This is a genomic window from Vasconcelosia minhoensis LEGE 07310 (assembly GCF_015207255.1).
Classification (GTDB): Bacteria; Cyanobacteriota; Cyanobacteriia; order Phormidesmidales; family Phormidesmidaceae; genus Vasconcelosia; species Vasconcelosia minhoensis.
This window is the reverse complement of sequence record NZ_JADEXG010000008.1, coordinates 42,686-61,139: the sequence shown is the minus strand read 5'-3', so window position 1 is coordinate 61,139 and position 18,454 is coordinate 42,686. Positions and strand designations below refer to the sequence as shown.

At 57.9% G+C, this 18,454-nt stretch carries 21 protein-coding genes; 13 read left to right on the top strand and 8 right to left on the bottom strand.

What is annotated here, in order from left to right; all coding sequences use genetic code 11:
* The first annotated feature begins 33 nt into the window (after positions 1 to 33).
* From ndhI to IQ241_RS05230, 4 genes are all read left to right on the top strand, one after another.
* A complete protein-coding gene (gene ndhI, locus IQ241_RS05245; protein WP_193905365.1) occupies positions 34 to 663 on the top strand; it encodes an NAD(P)H-quinone oxidoreductase subunit I in 630 nt (209 codons plus the stop codon).
* Positions 664 to 754: 91 nt separating this feature from the next.
* Positions 755 to 1,366 carry an NADH-quinone oxidoreductase subunit J gene (locus tag IQ241_RS05240; protein ID WP_193905364.1) on the top strand — a complete coding sequence of 204 codons (612 nt, stop codon included), beginning with the start codon at positions 755 to 757 and terminating at the stop codon, positions 1,364 to 1,366.
* A 17-nt stretch (positions 1,367 to 1,383) separates the two neighbouring features.
* The gene (gene nuoK, locus IQ241_RS05235) at positions 1,384 to 1,689 is read left to right on the top strand and encodes an NADH-quinone oxidoreductase subunit NuoK (RefSeq protein ID WP_193905363.1); all 306 of its coding nucleotides are present in this window, start codon (positions 1,384 to 1,386) and stop codon (positions 1,687 to 1,689) included.
* Between the two features lie 108 nt (positions 1,690 to 1,797).
* Entirely contained in the window at positions 1,798 to 2,715 is a 918-nt protein-coding gene (locus IQ241_RS05230) for an NAD(+) kinase (RefSeq protein WP_193905362.1), read from the top strand.
* Positions 2,716 to 2,771: 56 nt separating this feature from the next.
* Here the strand turns inward: IQ241_RS05230 and IQ241_RS05225 are convergent, their stop codons facing one another.
* The 4 genes from IQ241_RS05225 to IQ241_RS05210 all read right to left on the bottom strand — a co-directional run bounded on the left by IQ241_RS05225 (position 2,772) and on the right by IQ241_RS05210 (position 5,719).
* A complete protein-coding gene (locus IQ241_RS05225) occupies positions 2,772 to 3,239 on the bottom strand; it encodes a cupin domain-containing protein (RefSeq protein WP_193905361.1) in 468 nt (155 codons plus the stop codon).
* A gap of 1 nt (position 3,240) precedes the next feature.
* Positions 3,241 to 3,645, bottom strand: coding sequence for a DUF4346 domain-containing protein (locus tag IQ241_RS05220; protein WP_193905360.1), 405 nt, complete (start codon positions 3,643 to 3,645; stop codon positions 3,241 to 3,243).
* A gap of 36 nt (positions 3,646 to 3,681) precedes the next feature.
* A complete protein-coding gene (locus tag IQ241_RS05215) occupies positions 3,682 to 4,899 on the bottom strand; it encodes a GNAT family N-acetyltransferase (RefSeq protein ID WP_193905359.1) in 1,218 nt (405 codons plus the stop codon).
* Positions 4,900 to 5,014: 115 nt separating this feature from the next.
* Positions 5,015 to 5,719: a RibD family protein gene (locus IQ241_RS05210; RefSeq protein ID WP_193905358.1), complete on the bottom strand. Its 705-nt coding sequence runs from the start codon at positions 5,717 to 5,719 to the stop codon at positions 5,015 to 5,017.
* A gap of 252 nt (positions 5,720 to 5,971) precedes the next feature.
* On the opposite strand from IQ241_RS05210, the gene IQ241_RS05205 reads away from it, so the two are divergent.
* Positions 5,972 to 7,978 (top strand): ATP-binding protein, encoded by a 2,007-nt coding sequence (locus IQ241_RS05205; RefSeq protein WP_193905357.1) that lies wholly within the window; start codon positions 5,972 to 5,974, stop codon positions 7,976 to 7,978.
* A 52-nt stretch (positions 7,979 to 8,030) separates the two neighbouring features.
* Here IQ241_RS05205 and IQ241_RS05200 read toward each other — a convergent pair whose 3' ends face one another.
* Complete coding sequence (locus IQ241_RS05200; RefSeq protein WP_193905356.1) at positions 8,031 to 8,597, bottom strand: DUF1802 family protein; 567 nt, start codon at positions 8,595 to 8,597, stop codon at positions 8,031 to 8,033.
* A gap of 15 nt (positions 8,598 to 8,612) precedes the next feature.
* Positions 8,613 to 9,209, bottom strand: a complete 597-nt coding sequence (locus IQ241_RS05195; RefSeq protein WP_228021401.1) for a cysteine dioxygenase family protein — start codon at positions 9,207 to 9,209, stop codon at positions 8,613 to 8,615.
* Between the two features lie 102 nt (positions 9,210 to 9,311).
* On the opposite strand from IQ241_RS05195, the gene IQ241_RS05190 reads away from it, so the two are divergent.
* From IQ241_RS05190 to IQ241_RS05170, 5 genes are all read left to right on the top strand, one after another.
* On the top strand, positions 9,312 to 10,244 hold the full coding sequence (locus IQ241_RS05190; RefSeq protein WP_193905355.1) for a formylglycine-generating enzyme family protein: 933 nt from the start codon (positions 9,312 to 9,314) through the stop codon (positions 10,242 to 10,244).
* Between the two features lie 40 nt (positions 10,245 to 10,284).
* On the top strand, positions 10,285 to 11,133 hold the full coding sequence (gene mazG, locus IQ241_RS05185) for a nucleoside triphosphate pyrophosphohydrolase (protein WP_193905354.1): 849 nt from the start codon (positions 10,285 to 10,287) through the stop codon (positions 11,131 to 11,133).
* Positions 11,134 to 11,211: 78 nt separating this feature from the next.
* Positions 11,212 to 12,525, top strand: a complete 1,314-nt coding sequence (locus IQ241_RS05180) for a glutamate-5-semialdehyde dehydrogenase (RefSeq protein ID WP_193905353.1) — start codon at positions 11,212 to 11,214, stop codon at positions 12,523 to 12,525.
* A gap of 10 nt (positions 12,526 to 12,535) precedes the next feature.
* Complete coding sequence (gene folB / locus IQ241_RS05175) at positions 12,536 to 12,910, top strand: dihydroneopterin aldolase (protein WP_193905352.1); 375 nt, start codon at positions 12,536 to 12,538, stop codon at positions 12,908 to 12,910.
* A 93-nt stretch (positions 12,911 to 13,003) separates the two neighbouring features.
* Positions 13,004 to 13,918 carry a Sll0314/Alr1548 family TPR repeat-containing protein gene (locus IQ241_RS05170; RefSeq protein ID WP_228021400.1) on the top strand — a complete coding sequence of 305 codons (915 nt, stop codon included), beginning with the start codon at positions 13,004 to 13,006 and terminating at the stop codon, positions 13,916 to 13,918.
* Between the two features lie 28 nt (positions 13,919 to 13,946).
* On the opposite strand, the gene IQ241_RS05165 is transcribed toward IQ241_RS05170, so the two are convergent.
* Together IQ241_RS05165 and IQ241_RS05160 are read right to left on the bottom strand one after the other, a co-directional pair.
* Positions 13,947 to 15,725, bottom strand: a complete 1,779-nt coding sequence (locus IQ241_RS05165; protein WP_193905351.1) for a glycosyltransferase family 39 protein — start codon at positions 15,723 to 15,725, stop codon at positions 13,947 to 13,949.
* Positions 15,726 to 16,028: 303 nt separating this feature from the next.
* Entirely contained in the window at positions 16,029 to 16,616 is a 588-nt protein-coding gene (locus IQ241_RS05160; protein ID WP_193905350.1) for an SRPBCC family protein, read from the bottom strand.
* Positions 16,617 to 16,753: 137 nt separating this feature from the next.
* Between IQ241_RS05160 and IQ241_RS05155 the strand changes: the two genes are divergently transcribed.
* The 3 genes from IQ241_RS05155 (at position 16,754) to IQ241_RS05145 (ending at position 18,419) form a co-directional block, all read left to right on the top strand.
* Positions 16,754 to 17,008, top strand: coding sequence for a hypothetical protein (locus IQ241_RS05155; RefSeq protein ID WP_228021399.1), 255 nt, complete (start codon positions 16,754 to 16,756; stop codon positions 17,006 to 17,008).
* Between the two features lie 139 nt (positions 17,009 to 17,147).
* Positions 17,148 to 17,480 (top strand): DUF6816 family protein, encoded by a 333-nt coding sequence (locus IQ241_RS05150; protein WP_193905349.1) that lies wholly within the window; start codon positions 17,148 to 17,150, stop codon positions 17,478 to 17,480.
* Between the two features lie 231 nt (positions 17,481 to 17,711).
* Positions 17,712 to 18,419 carry a signal transduction histidine kinase (STHK), LytS gene (locus IQ241_RS05145; RefSeq protein WP_193905348.1) on the top strand — a complete coding sequence of 236 codons (708 nt, stop codon included), beginning with the start codon at positions 17,712 to 17,714 and terminating at the stop codon, positions 18,417 to 18,419.
* Positions 18,420 to 18,454: the final 35 nt, after the last annotated feature.

Sequence of the window (18,454 nt, the reverse complement as noted above, 5' to 3'; positions counted from 1 at the left end):
TTCGTTTGCTCACCCTGTCAGGAATCTAGATCTATGCCGAACTTTTTCAAACAAGTCGCTGACTACGCCAAGGAAACGCGTCAGGCGGCCAAGTTCATTGGCCAGGGGCTTTCAGTCACCTTTGACCATATGAAGCGGCGGCCGGTGACGGTACAGTATCCCTACGAAAAGCTAGTGCCCTCAGAGCGCTACCGCGGTCGGATTCACTTTGAATTTGACAAATGCATTTCCTGTGAGGTCTGTGTGCGCGTCTGCCCGATCAACCTACCGGTAGTCGATTGGGAATTTGACAAAGAGAGTAAAAAGAAAAAACTCAGCCACTACAGTATTGATTTTGGGGTGTGCATTTTCTGCGGCAACTGCGTTGAGTACTGCCCGACCAACTGCCTATCCATGACTGAGGAATATGAGCTGGCCAGCTACGACCGGCACGACCTGAACTACGACAGCGTGGCGCTGGGGCGGCTGCCCTACAAGGTGACCGACGACCCGATGGTAACGCCGCTGCGAGAGCTGGCCTATCTGCCTAAGGGCGTGATGAACCCCCATGGGCTGCCAGCGGGTTCACGCCGAGCGGGTCAACGACCGGAAGAAATCCGGGCTGAGATGGAAGCAGAGTCGGCGGCAACCAAGTCGACTGACTCCGAGGAAGAGGCGCAGTAGCTTGGAGCTATATCGGGGCTGATATTGGGCTATTATTCGCTCAGTCGGCCCGCGCCGGTCCACCGTTTGATTTGAATAGGGAGAGTTCGTTTTGAATTTAGCTGAAGGCGTGCAACTGGTCTCTTTTGGGATACTGGCTGCACTCATGCTGGCCGCCGCTTTAGGCGTCGTCTTACTGAGCAGCATTGTCTACTCGGCTTTCTTGCTAGGGCTGGTGTTTCTCAGCATTGCCGGGTTCTATATTTTGCTCAATGCGGGGTTTGTGGCAGCAGCCCAGGTGCTGGTCTACGTCGGTGCGGTCAACGTGCTGATTCTATTTGGGATTATGCTGGTCAATAAACAGGAAGATTTCCGGCCTTTGCCCCATGCGCTGTTGGGAAAACTGGCGACTGGCGCGGTCTGCGCAGGGCTCTTTGCGCTGCTGGGAACGACGGTGGTATCTACACCCTGGGCGATTTCTAGCGAGGTAGCGATTGGCGATCGCGCCATCGAGGCCATCGGTATGCATTTCTTCAGCGACTTTCTCCTCCCCTTTGAGCTGGCTTCAGTACTGCTGCTGATTGCGCTGGTAGGGGCGATTATTCTGGCCCGCCGCGAGTTTATCCCTGACCTAGATGCAGCCGCAGAGGAGCAGGTTCTGACGCTGCCAGAACGACCCCGCGAGCTAGTTGCAGCTGGCGTTAACGAAAGCGATTCGGAATGATCTCGGAGTAAGACCTCATGCAGCTTGAATATTATTTACTACTGGCGGCAGCGCTGTTTTGCATTGGCGTTTTTGGCCTGGTCACCAGCCGCAACGCGATTCGCGTCCTGATGTCGATTGAGCTCATGCTCAACGCGGTGAACATCAACCTGATGGCCTTTTCGAACTATCTCGACCCACAGGGAATTAAGGGCCAGGTGTTTGCGGTGTTTGTGATTACGATCGCAGCGGCGGAAGCGGCGGTTGGGCTAGCGATTGTCCTGTCGATTTATCGCAACCGCGATACGGTCGATATGGAGCAGTTTAATCTGCTCAAATGGTAGGCTTTTCCCCTGGCTTGGGCCAATATGGCAACCGATTGACCTAGGTTGATCTAGTTAGAGGGGCGCAGGGACTGCGTCCCTTTTTTGTTCAGAAGATTCGAGGTAGCCGTGCAGCTCAAGCAGGTGATCATCGTCCACAAAGCTCACAATGCGCTGAGTCAAACCTGGGCCGAGCGCTGTGCTCGACAGCTAGAGGCACTGGGAGCTAGGGTGCTGATGGGACCCAGCGGCCCGCAGGATAATCCCTATCCGGTCTTTTTAGCTTCGGCGACAAGACCCATCGACCTGGCTGTTGTGCTTGGAGGAGACGGTACGGCCTTGGCGGCGGCGCGTCACCTGGCGACTAACGATGTGCCGGTTTTAGCCGTCAACGTAGGCGGGCATCTGGGCTTTCTCACCGAATCAGCAAAAGTGTTTGAAGACCTGGAACAGGTTTGGCAGCGGCTGCTGGATGACAAATTCGCGGTGCAGCAGCGGATGATGCTTCAGGCGCAGGTGCATCAGGGAGGGCGTGGCAACATGTCACCAGTTGGCGATCGCGTCCTGGCCTTAAATGAAATGTGTGTCAAGCCAGCCTCTCCCGACCGTATGATTACATCAATTTTAGAGATGGCAATTGACGGCGAAATGGTCGATCAGTACCAGGGGGATGGTCTGCTAATCAGCACGCCGACGGGCTCTACCGGCTATACTGTCGCGGCCAACGGCCCGATTATGCACCCCGGCATGCATGCCCTGGCAGTTACGCCAATCTGCCCGCTTAGCCTTTCCAGCCGCCCCATCGTCCTGCCGCCTGGCTGTGTGGTCAGCGTCTCGCCCCTAGCCGACTCCAGTATGAACACGAAGCTTTGGACAGACGGCGTGCTGGCGGCGGCAGTCTTACCCAACCAGCGGGTTGATATCCACATGGCTGAGCATGAGGCGAAGTTTATCATTTTGCGGGAGGCTTATTCCTACTATCGGACGCTGCGGCAGAAGCTGAAGTGGGCCGGGGCGAGGGTGAGCTATGGGAAGAGGGAAGGGTAGAGAGTGGGTGGGTTTTTCCGAAGCTAGGCATTAGGGGTGTTTGCAGTCAACCAGGGTCAGTCTGATGAATAGGGGGCGCCGTTGCGGTGGGTAAACTGCCAGCCGCCGTTGGGACCGCTTTGCGCGACTAGGTCATGGTCGGGATAGTCAACTCGGTCCTGGGCAGTGCGATCACCGATTTCGAGATAGACCGCCGGGGCAGCTGAGCGGTTGACCAAATGATGGCCGTTGGCCTCGCCGGCGGGAAAGGCGGCCATCATGCCGGCGGTCATGGGGTGCTCGCCGGCTTCGGTCACCAGCACCAGCTGGCCCTGGACGACGTAGATAAATTCGTCCTGACGACTGTGCCAGTGGCGCAGGGCGGACTGGCTGCCCGGGCTGAGCGTGGTCAGGTTGACGCCAAAGTTTTTGAGCCCGGCGGCGGTTCCTAAGCGCTTGCGAGAGCGGCCCGCAACGGCGGCCCGGAAAGGGTCGGGATAGTTAGTAACGCTTTGGTCGGGGAGCAGGGCCGGGTCGATGATCATCTCAATCCTGGACGTAGTCGGAGCCGTTGACCAAGGCGATTTCTGCCCGCGTGAATTCGCGTCCCAGGTAGGCGGCATGATCCAGGTAGCTAATCGGACAGTCGCCATCTGGGTTCTCAAAAATTTTGATGCAGAGCTCTTTGGCGGTGCGTCCACTGTACACCTGGGTTTCTGGCCGGGCCGACTTACCCCGGGTGGGTAGGGGCTTACCCGTTACCGGGTCGCAGGCTAGGCCTTTGTCATTAATGATGTTGGTGAAGTGCTTGGCGCAGATCAGCCCCGCTTCCCGGTCTAAATAGATTAAAAAATATCCGGCCGGGTCGAGCTGAATGAAGCGTTTAGACAGCTGGTTGTCAAGGGCAGTGAGCGCGGCGGCATCGACGGCGGGATGGGGTGCGATCGCCATAGCGGTTTTATCAGGTTACAGTTGGGGTTTCCTATTCTAGCCCTTTTCGCCGCCCGGTTCAGGCTCTGTGGCGCAGCTGTCTCCCTTGACCGGCAAGCCCTGGTTAATCAGGGCAATTTCTGCTCGTTCGGCAGCGTTAATCCGCTCAATGTGCTGCTCTAGAACCTGGCTTAGAGTCGGCTCATAGAAGCGGTGCAGGCTGTGGTTGGGTGTCGCCGGAAAGCCGCGCCGCTGTTTGTGACGGCCACCGGCACCGGGGTCAAAGACCTGGATTCCCTGCTGGATGGCCCAGTCGATCGGCTCGTAGTAGCAGGCGTTGAAGTGCAGGTGATTGTAGTCCTCAAATGCTCCCCAGTAGCGGCCATAGAGCCGGTCTCTCTTAGTTAAACAGAAGGACAGGCCCACCGGGCTTGAGGAAGCTTCGGTATAGGCGGCAAAAATGACGACGCGATCGCGGTACTGCGGATAGAGCTGCTGAAAAAACTTAGGCGTCAGATATTTGCTGCCCCACCAGCCAAACTTGTCGCAGGTGTCGCTGTAAAAGTCGTATACCCGTGAGCATAGGTCTGCCGTTAGGATTTCCCCAGTATGTACCTGAAACCGCAGCCCGGCCTTCTGCACTGACTTGCGCTCGCGCTTGATGTTGCGTCGCTGGTTGGCATTGAAGCGGGCCAGGTAGTCGTTAAAGTCTCCATAGTCCTGATTTTGCCAGACATAGTTGTGGTGCATCCAGGGGCGAAAGCCCAGGCCCTCCATTTGTGACTGCCAGGCCGGATCGACGTACAGAAAATGGCAGCCGGAAATGCCGTTCTGCTGGCAGAAGGCGTCAATTTCGTAGACCATCATCTGGCTTAGGGCCGCCTCGTCTTCGCCAGGGGCAATTAAAAAACGGTAGCCTTCCGCCGGGGTAAAGGGCGACATCCCCAGTAGCTTGGGGTAGTAGCTGATGCCGAGCCGCTCCGCCAGCTCTGCCCACTGATAGTCAAAGACAAATTCGCCGCGGCTGTGCCCCTTCAGGTACAGCGGCGCCGCTGCAATCAGCTCGTGGTTGCGCCACAGGGTCAGGTGCTGGGGTAGCCAGCCCGCTCGGACCACGGCGCTGCCAGACGTTTCCAGGTTGCGCAACCATTCCCATTCAAAAAACGGCGTTGCCATTGGCAGCGCCATCGCGTCCCAGGCAGGCTGTGGGACCTCTGAGAGACGACTGATCCACTGGGTCCTATACTGATACTGAGACTGTAAGTTTTGCACCATACCGCTGCTGCTGGCGTTTGCCGCAAGATCCTTTTATAGGCCTTTTATAGGGTAGATGAAGTTTTTAAAAGATGAGGCCAAGACGACGGCTAAAGTTGCCATCGCCCCAGTCAGCCTAATCGGCCGCCGCAGGCGTTGGCGCAGCCCCAACGGTCCAGCGACGATAGTGCAGAAATACCTCATGCCCCACGGCTTTTACAGAACAGAGCGCTAGCCGAGGCGCCTGCTCAGCTGCAAAGCCGCAGCCGTCTACCGGGGTTGGGGCCGTCCGCCCGCCCAGAAGCAGGGGGCAGACAGTCAGATATAGCTCATCTATCCGATCGACCGCCAATAGCGTGGCCACCAGCTCCGCTCCGCCCATCACCAGCAGCCGTTCGATACCGATTGTGGAAAGCTGCTTAAAGACAGTTGACCAGTCCAACCCGGACTCAATTACCGGGACGGTCAGAATCCGCTCAAACGCTGCTCCAACGGTCCAACGCTGCGCCCCGGTCGCGCCAGTTAGCAGCCAGCGAGGTACCGGCTGCTGAAAGAAACGCCAGTTGCGATTGAGGTCGCCGGAAATCGAGCAGACGATTTGAACCGGCTGAGGTGGCAGACCCCGCTGCTGCCGGGCTGATTGAAGGTCGGGTTGAGAAACCGCTAGCGTGGTTTCATAGGCTCGCAGCGTACCCGCGCCAAACAGCGTTGCATCGGCCTGAGCAATTTGCTGTTCCAGGTGATATCGGTCGGCATCAGAGGCAAATCGAGCGGCCGAGCGGCGCTCATCGGCAATCTTGCCATCTGCGCTCATGGCCAGTACAACAGTGGTATGGGTCATATCAGGCCGGTATATAGACCATGTCAGGCCAACAGAACGTAGCTTTATCTATATGATTGTGGACTTAATTTTTCCAGACGCTATTTAGACTTGAGAGAGAGGCTCGCTAGACTGGTTCTGTACTATCAGCAGCACCCTGTATCATTTTTACATTGGGATTCAGTTTATCCATATCTGGCCGAGGGGTGTTAGCCAGCCCAATCCCATCCACCCGGCAGCTCCCCACCCTGCTGCCATTCACTGACGACCGATATGATCAATCGACCCCGCTCGTTTCGTCGTGTCCTAATGCTGCGCATCTTGCTGCTCAGCATTCCCATTCTGCTGATTGGGCAGGCGATGACGCTGCGCAAAGCCCGCACGAGTCTGCTCGATACGGCTCGCCAAAATCTCTCTAGCAGCGCTGCTCGCAAGGCCGATGAGTTGGTCAGCGGGGTGCAGGCGGTCGAGACAAATCTTCAGCTATTGGCCCAGACCGAGCCCCTGAAGCAGGGCGACCCCGCTGCCGCTCGCGCCGCAGTCGAGCAATTGACCGCTGCTGCGACCCCCTACCAGATTCAATGCGTCGAGTTACGAGCCGCTCAGCCCGATGAAACCTCGGTTCGCACCTGCGATCGCGGCCTAGCTTTGGAGACCGAAAAACTGCCCTGGTCGAGTCCTGATCCCACCGAAGCACCGCCTGACTTTGCCATTTTTTCACCCGGGGCAGACGCTCAGCTGCTTCAGAATCAGCAGTTTGAGTCCGATCGTCGCGAAGCCCTGATTCACTTCACCGTGGCGAGTCCGGTCTACAACGAGGCTGGAGACCTACGCTATCACTTAATTGCTCAGGTGAGTTTAGCCCAGCGAGAAGATACCGATCCGCGATCGCTGGTGGGAAACACGGTAGTGATTGACTCCGATGGGTTCATCATTACCCATCCTGATCAGAATCAGGTGGGTCAAAAGATTTTCCAGGTCAGAGACGTGGAGCGCCTAGAAAGCGTTATCGGCAGTGTTCGGGCTGGCAATAGCAAAACGGTTCACCTGTTTCGGTTTTTGCCTGAGCAGGGGGAATGGTTAGCCGGCTATGCCGGGGCCAATATTCCCATCCGGCCCGATCGGCAGAGCACCTGGACAGTCCTCGCGGTCACCCCGCTGAACCAGGCGCTGTATGGCCTCAAGGACATCCGTGACGTCTTAATTTTGCTGACGCTGGGGCTGCTCAGCGCCAATGCCCTGCTGGCAATCTATATTGCGCGCGGCCTGTCGCTGCCGATCGAACGGCTGATTCGCTATGCCCAAGCGGTGGACGACACGAGCGAGGTCAAGCCGGCTCCCCGCAGCCACGAAATCTGGGAGCTTGACTATTTGGGAGATATGATTGAGCAAATGTTGGAGCGCCTGAAGACCAACTTGGTTCAGCTCCGTCAGGCTTGGCAAGATGCTAAGCTCGCCAGCCAGCTCAAGAACGAATTCCTAGCCAACACGTCCCACGAGCTGCGCACTCCGCTCAATGCCATCATTGGCTCCATTCAAATCGTGCGCGATGGCTACTGTGACAGCCACGATGAAGAGATGGAGTTTTTAGAAAAGGCCGATAGTGCGGCGCGGCACCTGCTGGAAATTATTCGGGATATTCTAGACGTTGGCAAAATTGAGGCAGGTACGGTCCATTTACATTTTGAGCTGATTGATTTGCGCCGGCTGCTGCAGGATGTCTTGGATATGCAAACGCTTCAAATCCAGCAGAAAGGTCTGAATCTGGTTCGGCCAGAGCTGCCCGAGCCGATTATGGTCAAAGTTGATCGCTCCAGATTTCGGCAGGTGCTGCTCAATGTCGTCAACAATGCGATTAAATTTACCGATCAGGGCAGCATTTCAGTCCTGGTCGAATCGACGGCTGCGGCCGCTACCTCGACAGATCCTGAAGCCGCCGACGGGCTCACCTTACTCACGCTCCCACAGGTCAAAATCATCATTCGTGACACCGGTATTGGAATTGCCCCAGAACAGCAGCACAAGCTGTTTCAACCCTTTGTGATGGTAGATGGATCCTACACCCGGGCCTATGAGGGCACCGGCTTGGGTCTGGCGATCTCGAGAAATCTGATGCAGCTGATGCAGGGCGACATTGAGCTGTGGAGCGAAGGGGTTGGCCAGGGCACCACGGTCATCATTCGGTTGCCCATTCGAACGGCTGACGCTCACCGGCTAGAGCCAGAGAGTCCTTCAGGGGCCTCAGAATCGCAGGCCCTGATCGGCAGTTCTGAACTGTAGGGAACGGTATGAGCGATAGCCCAGTGGCGCTGGTGGACTGGCAGCTGAGGGATTAAGGGCATCGTAGCGCCTGCTCGATCGCCTCGACTTGCTGGCGGTATGGGTCAGGCGCGATCGCGGACACCGCATCACTCACCTCCACTGCCTCAGCCAGCTCAATCCAGGAGCGGCAGCCGCCGTACTCCGGCCGCCAGTCAATCTCGACCGCGGCTGGCAGCCGATAGGTCTGGAGGGCCAGCCCGTACAGGGGCTGCTGCGGCTTCCATTGCAGCCGTTCAGTAATCATCTCCGGACTCCAGATGTGAAAGGGCCGCAGCCGTTCTACCTGGGCCGCTGTGGTGATTTGAAAAATATGGGTGATCTGTGCCCAGGCCAAGAGCGTTATGGTCTGCGGATGCCAGCCCGCCTTAACGGGCTGGACATCCCTTTGATAGGGCGACTTGAGCAGATGGGGCTGCTGATGCTCAAAGGTAGGGTAGAGCAGCACCCGGTCACTGGCGACCGTAAACCGGCCACCGGCCTCGCGGATGCCGCCCTTCCGCAGCAGCAGCAGGGTTTCACCCGCGGCTAAGGCCCTGACGGCAACAGACCATTCTTTGAGCGCCGTTTGTAAAGGCATGAGCTTGGGGAGAAATCAAAATTTTGCAGCGGTCTGAGCATCTGGGTCGAACTGATAGCGCCGACTGCGGTCGGTAATACCGTACAGGTTAAAGGAAACCGTAGGCTCGTCCGCCAGCGGCTCGACGCAGTGAATCGCGTCAGCAGTCAGGCCAATGATGTCGCCGGGGGCTAGAATCAGTTCGCCCGCAGGCTGAATCTGTTCAGGCCGATCGGGGTCTCGCCGCCACAGCGTATTTTTTTCCTGCCCCCCGACCATGGCGATAATTCCCCAGGTGGCGTGATTGTGGATTTGAGAGCGGCTGCCGGGCGCCCAGGTGACCATCTGCACCGTCAGCGGAAACTGATGCTCGCGGTAGAGAAAGTTGACCGCCCAGCCTTGCTCGGTCGGTGGCTTAAACTCCATTTGCAGCCAGTAGGAGCTGGTCAGGAGCTGGCGCACCCGGGGCACGATCGCGGCAATCCGCTCGACCTCTTCGGTGTGCTGGTCAAGAATGTCTTCTAGCTCGGTCAGAAATCGATAGAGTCGGTAAGTTCGCTCAGGCTCAGCAATCTCAGCCGTCACCAGGGGCCGACAACGACCATCATCGGTTACTAGCCAGTTTTGTAGCATCAGTGCATTGGGTTAGCAGGGAGGACAGGATCTCTGATCTTGCTCTTATTTTGCCACGACTTTCCCATGACAGAATGATAGAGCTGGACGCACGAGAGTAGAATGGCGCGGGCACGATGGTTCGATTTAGGGCTGGGATTAAGTCTGATTAGTTCAGCAGCAGGCTGCCAGAGCCTAATTCAGGCCGTCTCTCTGGCCGTCTCTCTGGCAGACTGTGAGCATCACGCCTCATTTGCCTTCGTTGCAGCCGGTGCTTACCTTGCGGGCAGTGACACCGCCGAGCGGGACTATGCCTACCAGATTTCGGCTGAGGCCCAGGCCGAGACGCCGGAGGAGGTCGCTACCGAACTGGCACAGCTGCGCGATCGCCGCTGGTTTGATTTTGAACCCGAGCGTCAGACCCAGTCGCTACCGGCCTTTTGCATGGGTCGCAATCTCATTACGAATGCTGAATATGAGGCTTTCGTTCAGGCGACGGGTCACCCCATCCCCGACATCTCCCGCCAAGACTACCAGGCCCAGGGGTTTTTAGTCCACTCCTTCGAAACGGTCCAACCCTACCGCTGGCAGGATGATCGCTATCCCGAGGGAACGGCTAATCAGCCGGTGGTGCTGGTTTCCTATGGGGACGCGGTCGCCTATGCCGACTGGCGGGGTGAGCAGGACGGCGTCATGTACCGACTGCCGACGGCGGCGGAATGGGAAAAGGCGGCGCGCGGCACCGATGGCCGGTACTTTCCCTGGGGCAGCCAATGGCAGCCCGACGCGACGAACTGGGCGGGCGATACGGTGGCTGAAGGCGTCAGCGCGATCGCGACCTATCCGCTCAGCCGCAGCATCTACGGCCTGGAGGACATGGCGGGCAACGTATTTGAATTCACCAGCTTGGATGACGACGGCGAGGTGATCATGAAAGGCTGCGGCTGGGACGACTCGCCCGGCTTCTGCCGAGCCGCCTATCGCCACGATCGGCCAATTGGGTCGCGGCATATTCTATTTGGGTTTCGGCTGGTGTTAGCCTCTACCAGCCGCTAAATCTTCGCTACTATCCAGGTGTTCTCTCCCAGTCAGCCCAATGACGCCAACCCCGTCTTCCTTCACCTCTTCTACTCCACCTGCTACTCTAGAGGCCCTACAGCGGTTCATAGCCGTCATCGCCCAGCTCCGCAATCCCGACGGCGGCTGCCCCTGGGATCTGGCTCAGACCCCGCAGACGCTAGCGCCCTACGTGTTAGAAGAGGCGTACGAGGTGGTGGACGCGCTCCAGTCCGGCAGCCGTCAGGACATTGCCGAGGAGCTGGGCGACCTGCTGCTCCAGGTCGTCCTCCAGTCGCAGATCTTCAGCGAAAGCGGCGACTTTGACCTGGGCGACGTCGCTCGGGGCATCACCGCAAAAATGATCCGTCGCCATCCCCACGTGTTCGGCGATACTAAAGCCGATACGCCTGACCAGGTTCATGCCAACTGGGAGCAGATTAAGGTGGCTGAAAAGGCCGCGACCGAAGATCCTAACCTGCTAACGCCCAAGCTGCGGCGCTATGCCCGCACCCTGCCGCCACTTACCGCTGCGATGAAAATTTCTCAAAAGGCTGCCAAAGCCGGGTTTGAGTGGGAAACGCTGGCGGGCGTATGGGAAAAGTTTGACGAAGAGCTGGGCGAGCTGCACCAGGCCCTCGACCACGAGCCGATTGAAAACCAGGAAGCGGAGCTGGGCGACCTGCTCTTTACCCTGCTGAAGGTGGCTCGCTGGCGTGGTCTCGACCCGGTAGCGGCCCTACAGGGGACCAATCGTCGGTTCATTCAGCGGTTTGAACGCCTCGAAGCCGCTGCCGAGCGACCTTTGGTGGAGCACCGCCCTGAAGAGCTAGAAGCCCTCTGGCAAAAGGCTAAGCAGGCTATCATCGCAGAATCCGAGAACCGCTGAGCTGCCGGGCCGAATCTGACAAATCATTTTTGATAGACTAATAGTTGACTTTCAGCGTTATCTCAGTCGGTAAATTCCATGAATGTCTCCTCAGCAGTTGCGCAGTCAGCCCGGTCCACCACCGCGATCGCGCAGCAGGCCCGACAGGCCGCCCAGGAGCTCGCACTCAGCTCTGGAACCGACCGCAACCGGGCGATTGAGTCTATTGCCCAGGCCCTGGAATCGGCGGCGGCTGACATTACGACGGCCAATCAGCTCGACTGTGAAGCGGCCCTGGCCGACAATCTGGCTAAGCCGCTCTACGGTCGGCTGAAGCTGGACGCGGTGAAGCTTAGGGGCGCGATCGCGGGGGTGCGTGATGTGGCGGCGCTAGCCGATCCGCTGGGTATGGTACAGATCCACCGGCAGCTCGACGACGGCCTGGTGCTGAAGCGAGTGACCTGTCCCCTGGGGGTGCTGGGCGTCATTTTTGAATCGCGGCCCGATGCGGTGGTGCAGATTGCGACGCTGGCCGTGAAGTCGGGCAATGGCGTCATCCTCAAGGGCGGTAGAGAGGCGACCCGCTCCTGTCAGGCGCTGGTGCAGGCAATTCGCCAGGGGCTAACCCAGGCTGGGCTCAATCCCGAGGCGGTGCAGCTGCTGACGACTCGGGCCGAGACCCAGGCCCTGCTCTCTCTGGATGACGATGTCAATTTAATTATTCCTCGGGGCTCTAACGCCTTTGTTCGCTATGTTCAAGACAACACGCGGATCCCGGTGCTGGGGCACGCCGAGGGCATCTGCCATCTCTACGTCGATCGGGCGGCAGACCTCCAGCAGGCGGTTGACCTGGCGCTCGATGCCAAAGTGGGCTATCCCTCCGCCTGCAACGCGATTGAGACGCTGCTGGTGCATCGCGCGATCGCGGCTGAGTTTCTTCCAAAGCTAGCTCAGACGCTCCAAGCCGCCGGGGTAGAGCTGCGTGGCGATGGGGATACTCGGCAAATCCTGCCGGGTCTGTCTCCGGCGGCTGACTGGTCTACTGAATATAGCGACCTGATTTTAGCTATCCGCGTGGTCGATTCATTGGAGACCGCGATCGCCCACATCACCGCCTACGGCTCGCGCCATACTGAAGCGATCGCGACTACAGATGACGCCGCTGCCGCTGCCTTCATGGCCCAGGTCGATGCCGCCGGCGTCTTTCACAACTGCTCGACTCGCTTTGCCGATGGCTTTCGCTACGGCTTCGGGGCGGAGGTGGGGATCAGTACCCAGAAACTGCCGCCACGGGGGCCAGTCGGGCTGGAAGGATTGGTCACTTACAAATATCAGCTGGTCGGCCAGGGCCATGTGGTTGCCACGTATTCTGGTGAGTCGGCCCGCCCCTTTCTGCACCGCGACCTGCATTGAGGCTGGTGGAATGGATACCCTCGAGATCAGCGGTATTCGCGCCTATGGCTACACGGGCGCGCTGCCCGAGGAAAACGCGCTGGGCCAGTGGTATGAAGTCGATGTCACCCTGTGGATAGATCTGGCTTTGGCTGGGCAGACCGACCAGCTAGCCGACACCTATGACTACGCTCAGATTATTCAGGCAGCGCAGCGGCTGATTGAGACGGAAAAGTTCAGCCTGATTGAGCGGCTCGCTGCCGCGATCGCGGATAAAGCCCTGGGGAGCGATTGCCGAATTGAGCAGGTCCGGGTCAGGGCGACCAAGCTGTCGCCGCCGGTGCCCCACTTTAGCGGTCAGGTGGCAGTAGAAATTGTTCGCCAGCGCGCCGCGATGCTCGGCTGATCTGGTCCATAGACCTGGGCGATTGCCGATTCAGCCGATATACTCGTAGGCAGAAATCGATCCGTATCTTTCGTCACTGCTTTTTGAGACACTATGGCTTTTTATTCTCGCCGTTCAGGCTGGTCTCGCCTGGGGACATTAGCCACTGGGGCCGCCGCGATTGCCATCGGCCTGGCTACCCCAGCTTTTGCCGCCGATCCCTTCCGCACCGAATCACCCCACGCCATTGGCGACCAGACCGAAGCAGCCTTCATCGCCCTTTTTAAGGAAGGCAACTACGTCGAGACCGAGGTTTACCTGGCCGCAGCTGAGCAGACCGAAGCTGACGAGCCGCTACTCCACGCCATGCTCGCTTCCCTGGCCTATATCGAAGAAGACTGGGAAGCGCTCGAACAGCGGGCCGCGCTGACTAAAGCGACAGCTGAGCAGCTGACTCAAAGTGATCCGCTGCGGGGTCATCTTTATACGGCGGTGGGAATTTTTATGAACGGAGCTTACGTTCTTAAGGACGTGGGCGTGGCGCGCGGTACGCCCAGGGTTCTGACGATGCTACAGCAGGTCTTTAGCCATCTTGACCGGGCCGCAGCGATCGACCCTAACGACCCCGAACTGAGTCTAATCAAAGGCTACATGGACCTAATGCTGGCTGTAAACCTGCCCTTTTCCAATCCTGAGCAGGCCATCACCCGCCTGAGCGAGCATGGCGCGCCGGTCTATCTGGCCCAGCGTGGCATTGCCCTGGGCTATCGCGACCTCGATCAGGTTGATAACGCGCTGACTGCTGTTGACCGCGCCCTCCAAGCCGCGCCCGAAAATCCTGAGCTGATGTATCTCAAGGCTCAGCTGCTGCGACGACAGGGGACCCCTCACCAGAGTCTAGCGCTGTTTGACCAAGCCCTTCAATATCAGGCTCAGCTGCCCCGGCGCGTAGCCCAGCGGATCGGCTGGGAGCGCTGTAAGACCGAAGGCACTGCCGCTGAGGCCTGTTCGGCGCGGGTTGGTTATTAGCAGGGCGGTTATCTGCTGTATAGGCTCTTTAATCCGCTCCACAAACATAGTGGTTGTAGCTGAACGAACCCTTATGGCCATATCCCCCAGAGGGGATATGGCATCCCTGAGCAGTGAGGTCGGGGCCATAGTTGAACAGCCAGAGGTCGAGCGGTCGGGTCTGGGCTGTCAGCAGCTGAATCAAGGTGCCCGTCGGTTCAAGCCCGGTCACCGTATTTTGCTCGAGCACCATAAATTTTGGGATGGCCTGCCAGTTTGGATCGGTTGCAGGGTTAAAGTGGCGCTTGATTTCCCAGGCTAGGCTCATCATCTCAATCCCGATCGCCGTCGGTTGGGCAGTCACTAGGGTAGGCGTACCGATAATCACCGGATGGGCTGAAGTCGCCTGCATGAGCGGGATCAGCCGATCGGCCCGATAGTATTTTTGAAAGCTCAGGTTAAACACCACGAACAGGCTGCCGATCAGGCTACAGCAAATCGCGAGTACGACAAACTGCCGACCGCCGATGGCGCGCTGGATTAAGGGCAGCCTCACTTTCGTAAACCGAGGCGCTTTGCCCTCCCAAAAGGGGGCTAGGCCAGCCCCGACGAGAACAATCAGGGCAGAGAAAAAGACAAAGCTGTAGCGATGCCCCCGGGTGATATCCTGACCCGCTAGGTAGCAAATGGCAAAAAATAGGCCATTCGCTGCTAGAAAAAAGCCACCGACGGCCGCTAACCCGATTTGGCGATCGGGCTGCCAAAGCTGATGGCGCAGGCTGGGGATGAGCTGAGCCATCAGCCAGCACAGATACGCCAGCGAGACCAGGATGGAGATAATCACCGCAGCTAAGCCCCACCAGCGATAGCCCACAGTCATCGGCGTCAGAATCGCATAGATCCACCCGGCCAGGGATTGGGCAACCGGATTCAGCCAGTAGCCCAGCTCATGTGGCTCACCCTTGAGAAAGCTAGATTGGGGACTGCCGTAAAAATTCATCCAGACGGGCAGCCAAACGACTCCACCGACCAGCGTTCCGATCGCGACCAGATAAATTCGGCGGCGGGCGGCGGCCCAGTCGTGCCAGGAGCGTCGCTGCTGCCAGGCCATGCCCAGCAAAACCAGCCCCTCAGCCAGCAGCGTGAGGCCAGAGAAATAATGGGTCGCAATTGCCAGTCCATTTGCCCCAACCCACAGTCCGGTAATGCTCAGCGGCAGAGGCTGGCGCCGGTGTATCGCCCGCACCGCGATCGCCAGGCAGCCCAGCGAAAGCGTCACCCAAAAAATGGCCAGGGTATAGTGTCGCGCCTCCTGAGCTAAAAAGACCGCGAACGGCGACGCCATCATCAGAGCTGCGCAGAGATGGGCGACGAGCCGAGAGCGAAATGCGGCCCAGGCCAGGCCAAAAGTGGCTGGCACAGCGAGCGCCCCAAAAAAGGCGGGTAGCGATCTCGCCGCCCACAGAGAGGCATAGCCATCCGGCTGAATCAACCAGCGCATCCAGCTATGGGCCAGCACAAAGTAAGCCGGTGGATGATTGTTCTCCTCCAGCAGAAAATGGATGACTGACCTAATTGAGGCGTCAGGCTGGAGCTGAATGGGTCTTAGCAGCTCGTCTAACCCAATCACCTGGTTCAGGGGGATCAGCCGCGTGCTGTTCCCCAGGCTAAAGACGACCGTAGAGACCTCATCCATCCAAGGCGGCTTCGCGGTCAGGTTCAGCAGCCGCAGCGCTAGGCCCAGCCCACACCAGAGCAGCAGCAGCCCTGCGTGAAACCCCGGCCGATCAACCAGTTTTTTGGACAAACGCTTAAGTTGAACCGCCATTGCTCCTTTGTTTACCCGGCGAATGGAAACGGTTTGCCGGGGGTTGGTATTTGCAGCATTGGCTTTGAATTCTAGTCGAATTGTGCAAGTTTACGCTGAACAATCGATTAATTTTTGATGCCGGTATCGGCTCCAGTCCCTGAAAAATAGCCAAGTAATAGCCCTACTGAGGCTTCACGGGGAGGACTCAGCAGGGCTGAAGACGCAGTTAGGAGGTATCTTGACCTACAAGCGTATCGGTATCTGGCTACAACGGATGGACTTTTAACAAGTTCTTAACTAATTCAAGAATAGGGAAATGTGCTATGCACACAGCACCTGGCGCATGGTCCGGAGGTTGCCGGGCAGGTCATGCTGCATGGCTTTCTCAACTAAAAAGCTAGGGATGGGGATCAGCGGCGTTGCCTTGACCGAATAAGTTAGCAAGGTACCCGCACCGTAGTCTTCAAGCGTCAGATCGGCGGCAAAGTCGGCAAAAGTGCCCTGCTCAAACCGGAACTGAATTTGCTGATTAAGGGTTTCAAAAACCTGGAGATAGATTTCTACCTGGGCCGAGAACATCAGAAAGGCTTTGCGGCCTACCTGGTAGAGCCGACGGGTAACCTGGTTAGAATTCTTGAGCGCTTCTTTAACTTCTAGCACCTGGCTGTGGACAATGTCGGGAAAGAACTGTACCCAGCGGCTGTAGTCGGTGAGCAGATGCCAGGTCTGAGAGCGCACCAGCGGCACATACATCTGAGCGGTGACGGCGGCGCCGTTGGCGGTATGAGACTGTGTCGAAATTAACACTTCGCCCTGGAGGAGGGCGAGTTCGTCCTTGGGGTTAAATGTCCGTGTAACTGACGGTTGCTGACCTGGAAGCGGCTGAAGCGTAGCGGTTTGTCTCGTCATATCTACAGGGGGTACAGATGAATTTGGTGCCATTATTACCTAATCCCCCGGGTGTCGCATCCGGCTTGCGGCTGCTCCCCGTAAACTTTCAGTGAACTTTCCGGCTGATTGCTAATATTTTCTTAATATTCTTTCCCATGCTGACGGGTTCAGGGGCGATACCGTTCCCGGTGGCAAGGCTGATTGTGATTGATGGAAGCTTTAAGATGACGCGCCGCTCTCGACTTCAACCCGGCACTCAGCTATTTCTGGCCCTGCTAGGTCTGACGCTGGGCGTATGGGTGCTCCGTGGAATTGGCATCCTGGCCTTTATTCCAGGAATTGTTTTATGGTTTTTGATACTGGCTTGCCTGACCGCCGGTGTACTTAATATGGTGCGATCGATGCGCTAATCTGTTGGCAAAATAGCGCGGTCGCAGCCGATCGGCAAGCTGGCTTAGCTGCGATCGTCGAAGGCTCTAAAATCAAGGCGGACTGACTTCCCGGTCGTCGCCGGCTGATTTGAATCGATTTATTGTATGTGAAGCTGAGATGAATCCACTCCTCTGGCGGCGGATACGCCGTAACCTGCTCTGGATAGCGCTACTGCTGTTCGTCTGGCTAACCTGTAGCGGCCAGGCTCAGGCCGGTGCGTTGAGTGAGCGGCTGGCGAAGTTCTCCAACTGGCAGACCAAGCCTCCGGTGGCCACGGCTGCGGGCGATTTAATCTATCCAGACTGGATGGTGGCCACCTGGCAGATGACGACGACGCTAGTAGACATGGCAGCGCCGCTGGCACCGACGGTAGTGACGCCGGGATTTGACGGCAATCGACAGTTCTTGCCGCAGCCCGTGACTACTTTAAAGCCCGAGCTCGGCCGATAGCCCTGTACCGCTATCAGCTGCTATTCCAGTCGGTAGCCCTGTACCGCTATCAGCTGCTATTCCAAAGGACAGAAGCGGCGGCGTCTTAAGGCAGAGTTGGCCAATCGAAACGTCAGGATAGCGGACCACTGCTCTTTCCTCTGAGCAAAAGAGAGTTCTCCTATGTGCAGATGCTGCTGACCAGAAAAAGCGAGATAACGGTAGCGTAGATTCCTTTAGGAGGCGAACAGTATGGTAGTTCCCACCACCACCCATCAATACAAGCGCGCCGTTGGCCTTTTTTACAGCCGCGACGAAGCCGAACAGGCGCTACGGGCATTAAAAGATGCCAGCTTCAACATGGATCGAGTTTCGCTAATCGCACGCAATGCCGTTCAGATCGATACAGCCGGCGCGGTCGAAGAAGGTAACGCTGCGGGTGAAGGCGCGACTGCAGGTGCCGTTAGCGGCGGCGTCCTCGGCGGAATCACTGGCTTACTCGCCGGTTTAGGGACGCTGGCAATCCCTGGTATTGGGCCCATCGTCTTTGTTGGGGCCGAGATTTCTGCGCTGACAGGTCTGCTGGCGGGTGGGGTCACCGGCGCGATCGCGGGCGGCATCATTGGCGCTCTAGTCGGCCTGGGTATACCAGAAGATCGGGCCAAGATGTATAGCGACCGGGTGAAAGGCGGCAGCTATCTGGTGATGGTCAGCGGTCTTGAAAATGAGGTGCGTCAGGCCGAGCCGGTCCTGCGCGATCACGGCATTGAAGAATTTGAAATCTACGACGCCACCGACCTGGGCAATACGATTGCCCAGCCGACCGACCGCTCGACCGCAGCGGCAACTCAGGCCAATACCCAAAAGCGGGTGGCAGCTGAGCCCAACACCCACGGTGATCCCGACGTCATCATTGTGGACGAGCGAGCTCAGACTCGTCAGCCCGGCAACCGGCGCTGAGCTAACTTGAATTAAGGCTTGAATTGAGGAACTTT

What these genes read in the sequence shown, in the direction of transcription:
- ndhI (WP_193905365.1), top strand. Translation starts at nt 34, where the DNA reads ATGCCGAACTTTTTCAAACAAGTCGCTGACTACGCCAAGGAAACGCGT.
- nuoK (WP_193905363.1), top strand. Translation starts at nt 1,384, where the DNA reads ATGCAGCTTGAATATTATTTACTACTGGCGGCAGCGCTGTTTTGCATT.
- IQ241_RS05225 (WP_193905361.1), bottom strand. Translation starts at nt 3,239, where the DNA reads ATGATCATCGACCCGGCCCTGCTCCCCGACCAAAGCGTTACTAACTAT.
- IQ241_RS05220 (WP_193905360.1), bottom strand. Translation starts at nt 3,645, where the DNA reads ATGGCGATCGCACCCCATCCCGCCGTCGATGCCGCCGCGCTCACTGCC.
- IQ241_RS05215 (WP_193905359.1), bottom strand. Translation starts at nt 4,899, where the DNA reads ATGGTGCAAAACTTACAGTCTCAGTATCAGTATAGGACCCAGTGGATC.
- IQ241_RS05210 (WP_193905358.1), bottom strand. Translation starts at nt 5,719, where the DNA reads ATGACCCATACCACTGTTGTACTGGCCATGAGCGCAGATGGCAAGATT.
- IQ241_RS05205 (WP_193905357.1), top strand. Translation starts at nt 5,972, where the DNA reads ATGATCAATCGACCCCGCTCGTTTCGTCGTGTCCTAATGCTGCGCATC.
- IQ241_RS05200 (WP_193905356.1), bottom strand. Translation starts at nt 8,597, where the DNA reads ATGCCTTTACAAACGGCGCTCAAAGAATGGTCTGTTGCCGTCAGGGCC.
- IQ241_RS05195 (WP_228021401.1), bottom strand. Translation starts at nt 9,209, where the DNA reads ATGCTACAAAACTGGCTAGTAACCGATGATGGTCGTTGTCGGCCCCTG.
- IQ241_RS05190 (WP_193905355.1), top strand. Translation starts at nt 9,312, where the DNA reads ATGGCGCGGGCACGATGGTTCGATTTAGGGCTGGGATTAAGTCTGATT.
- mazG (WP_193905354.1), top strand. Translation starts at nt 10,285, where the DNA reads ATGACGCCAACCCCGTCTTCCTTCACCTCTTCTACTCCACCTGCTACT.
- IQ241_RS05180 (WP_193905353.1), top strand. Translation starts at nt 11,212, where the DNA reads ATGAATGTCTCCTCAGCAGTTGCGCAGTCAGCCCGGTCCACCACCGCG.
- folB (WP_193905352.1), top strand. Translation starts at nt 12,536, where the DNA reads ATGGATACCCTCGAGATCAGCGGTATTCGCGCCTATGGCTACACGGGC.
- IQ241_RS05170 (WP_228021400.1), top strand. Translation starts at nt 13,004, where the DNA reads ATGGCTTTTTATTCTCGCCGTTCAGGCTGGTCTCGCCTGGGGACATTA.
- IQ241_RS05165 (WP_193905351.1), bottom strand. Translation starts at nt 15,725, where the DNA reads ATGGCGGTTCAACTTAAGCGTTTGTCCAAAAAACTGGTTGATCGGCCG.
- IQ241_RS05160 (WP_193905350.1), bottom strand. Translation starts at nt 16,616, where the DNA reads ATGACGAGACAAACCGCTACGCTTCAGCCGCTTCCAGGTCAGCAACCG.
- IQ241_RS05155 (WP_228021399.1), top strand. Translation starts at nt 16,754, where the DNA reads ATGCTGACGGGTTCAGGGGCGATACCGTTCCCGGTGGCAAGGCTGATT.
- IQ241_RS05150 (WP_193905349.1), top strand. Translation starts at nt 17,148, where the DNA reads ATGAATCCACTCCTCTGGCGGCGGATACGCCGTAACCTGCTCTGGATA.
- IQ241_RS05145 (WP_193905348.1), top strand. Translation starts at nt 17,712, where the DNA reads ATGGTAGTTCCCACCACCACCCATCAATACAAGCGCGCCGTTGGCCTT.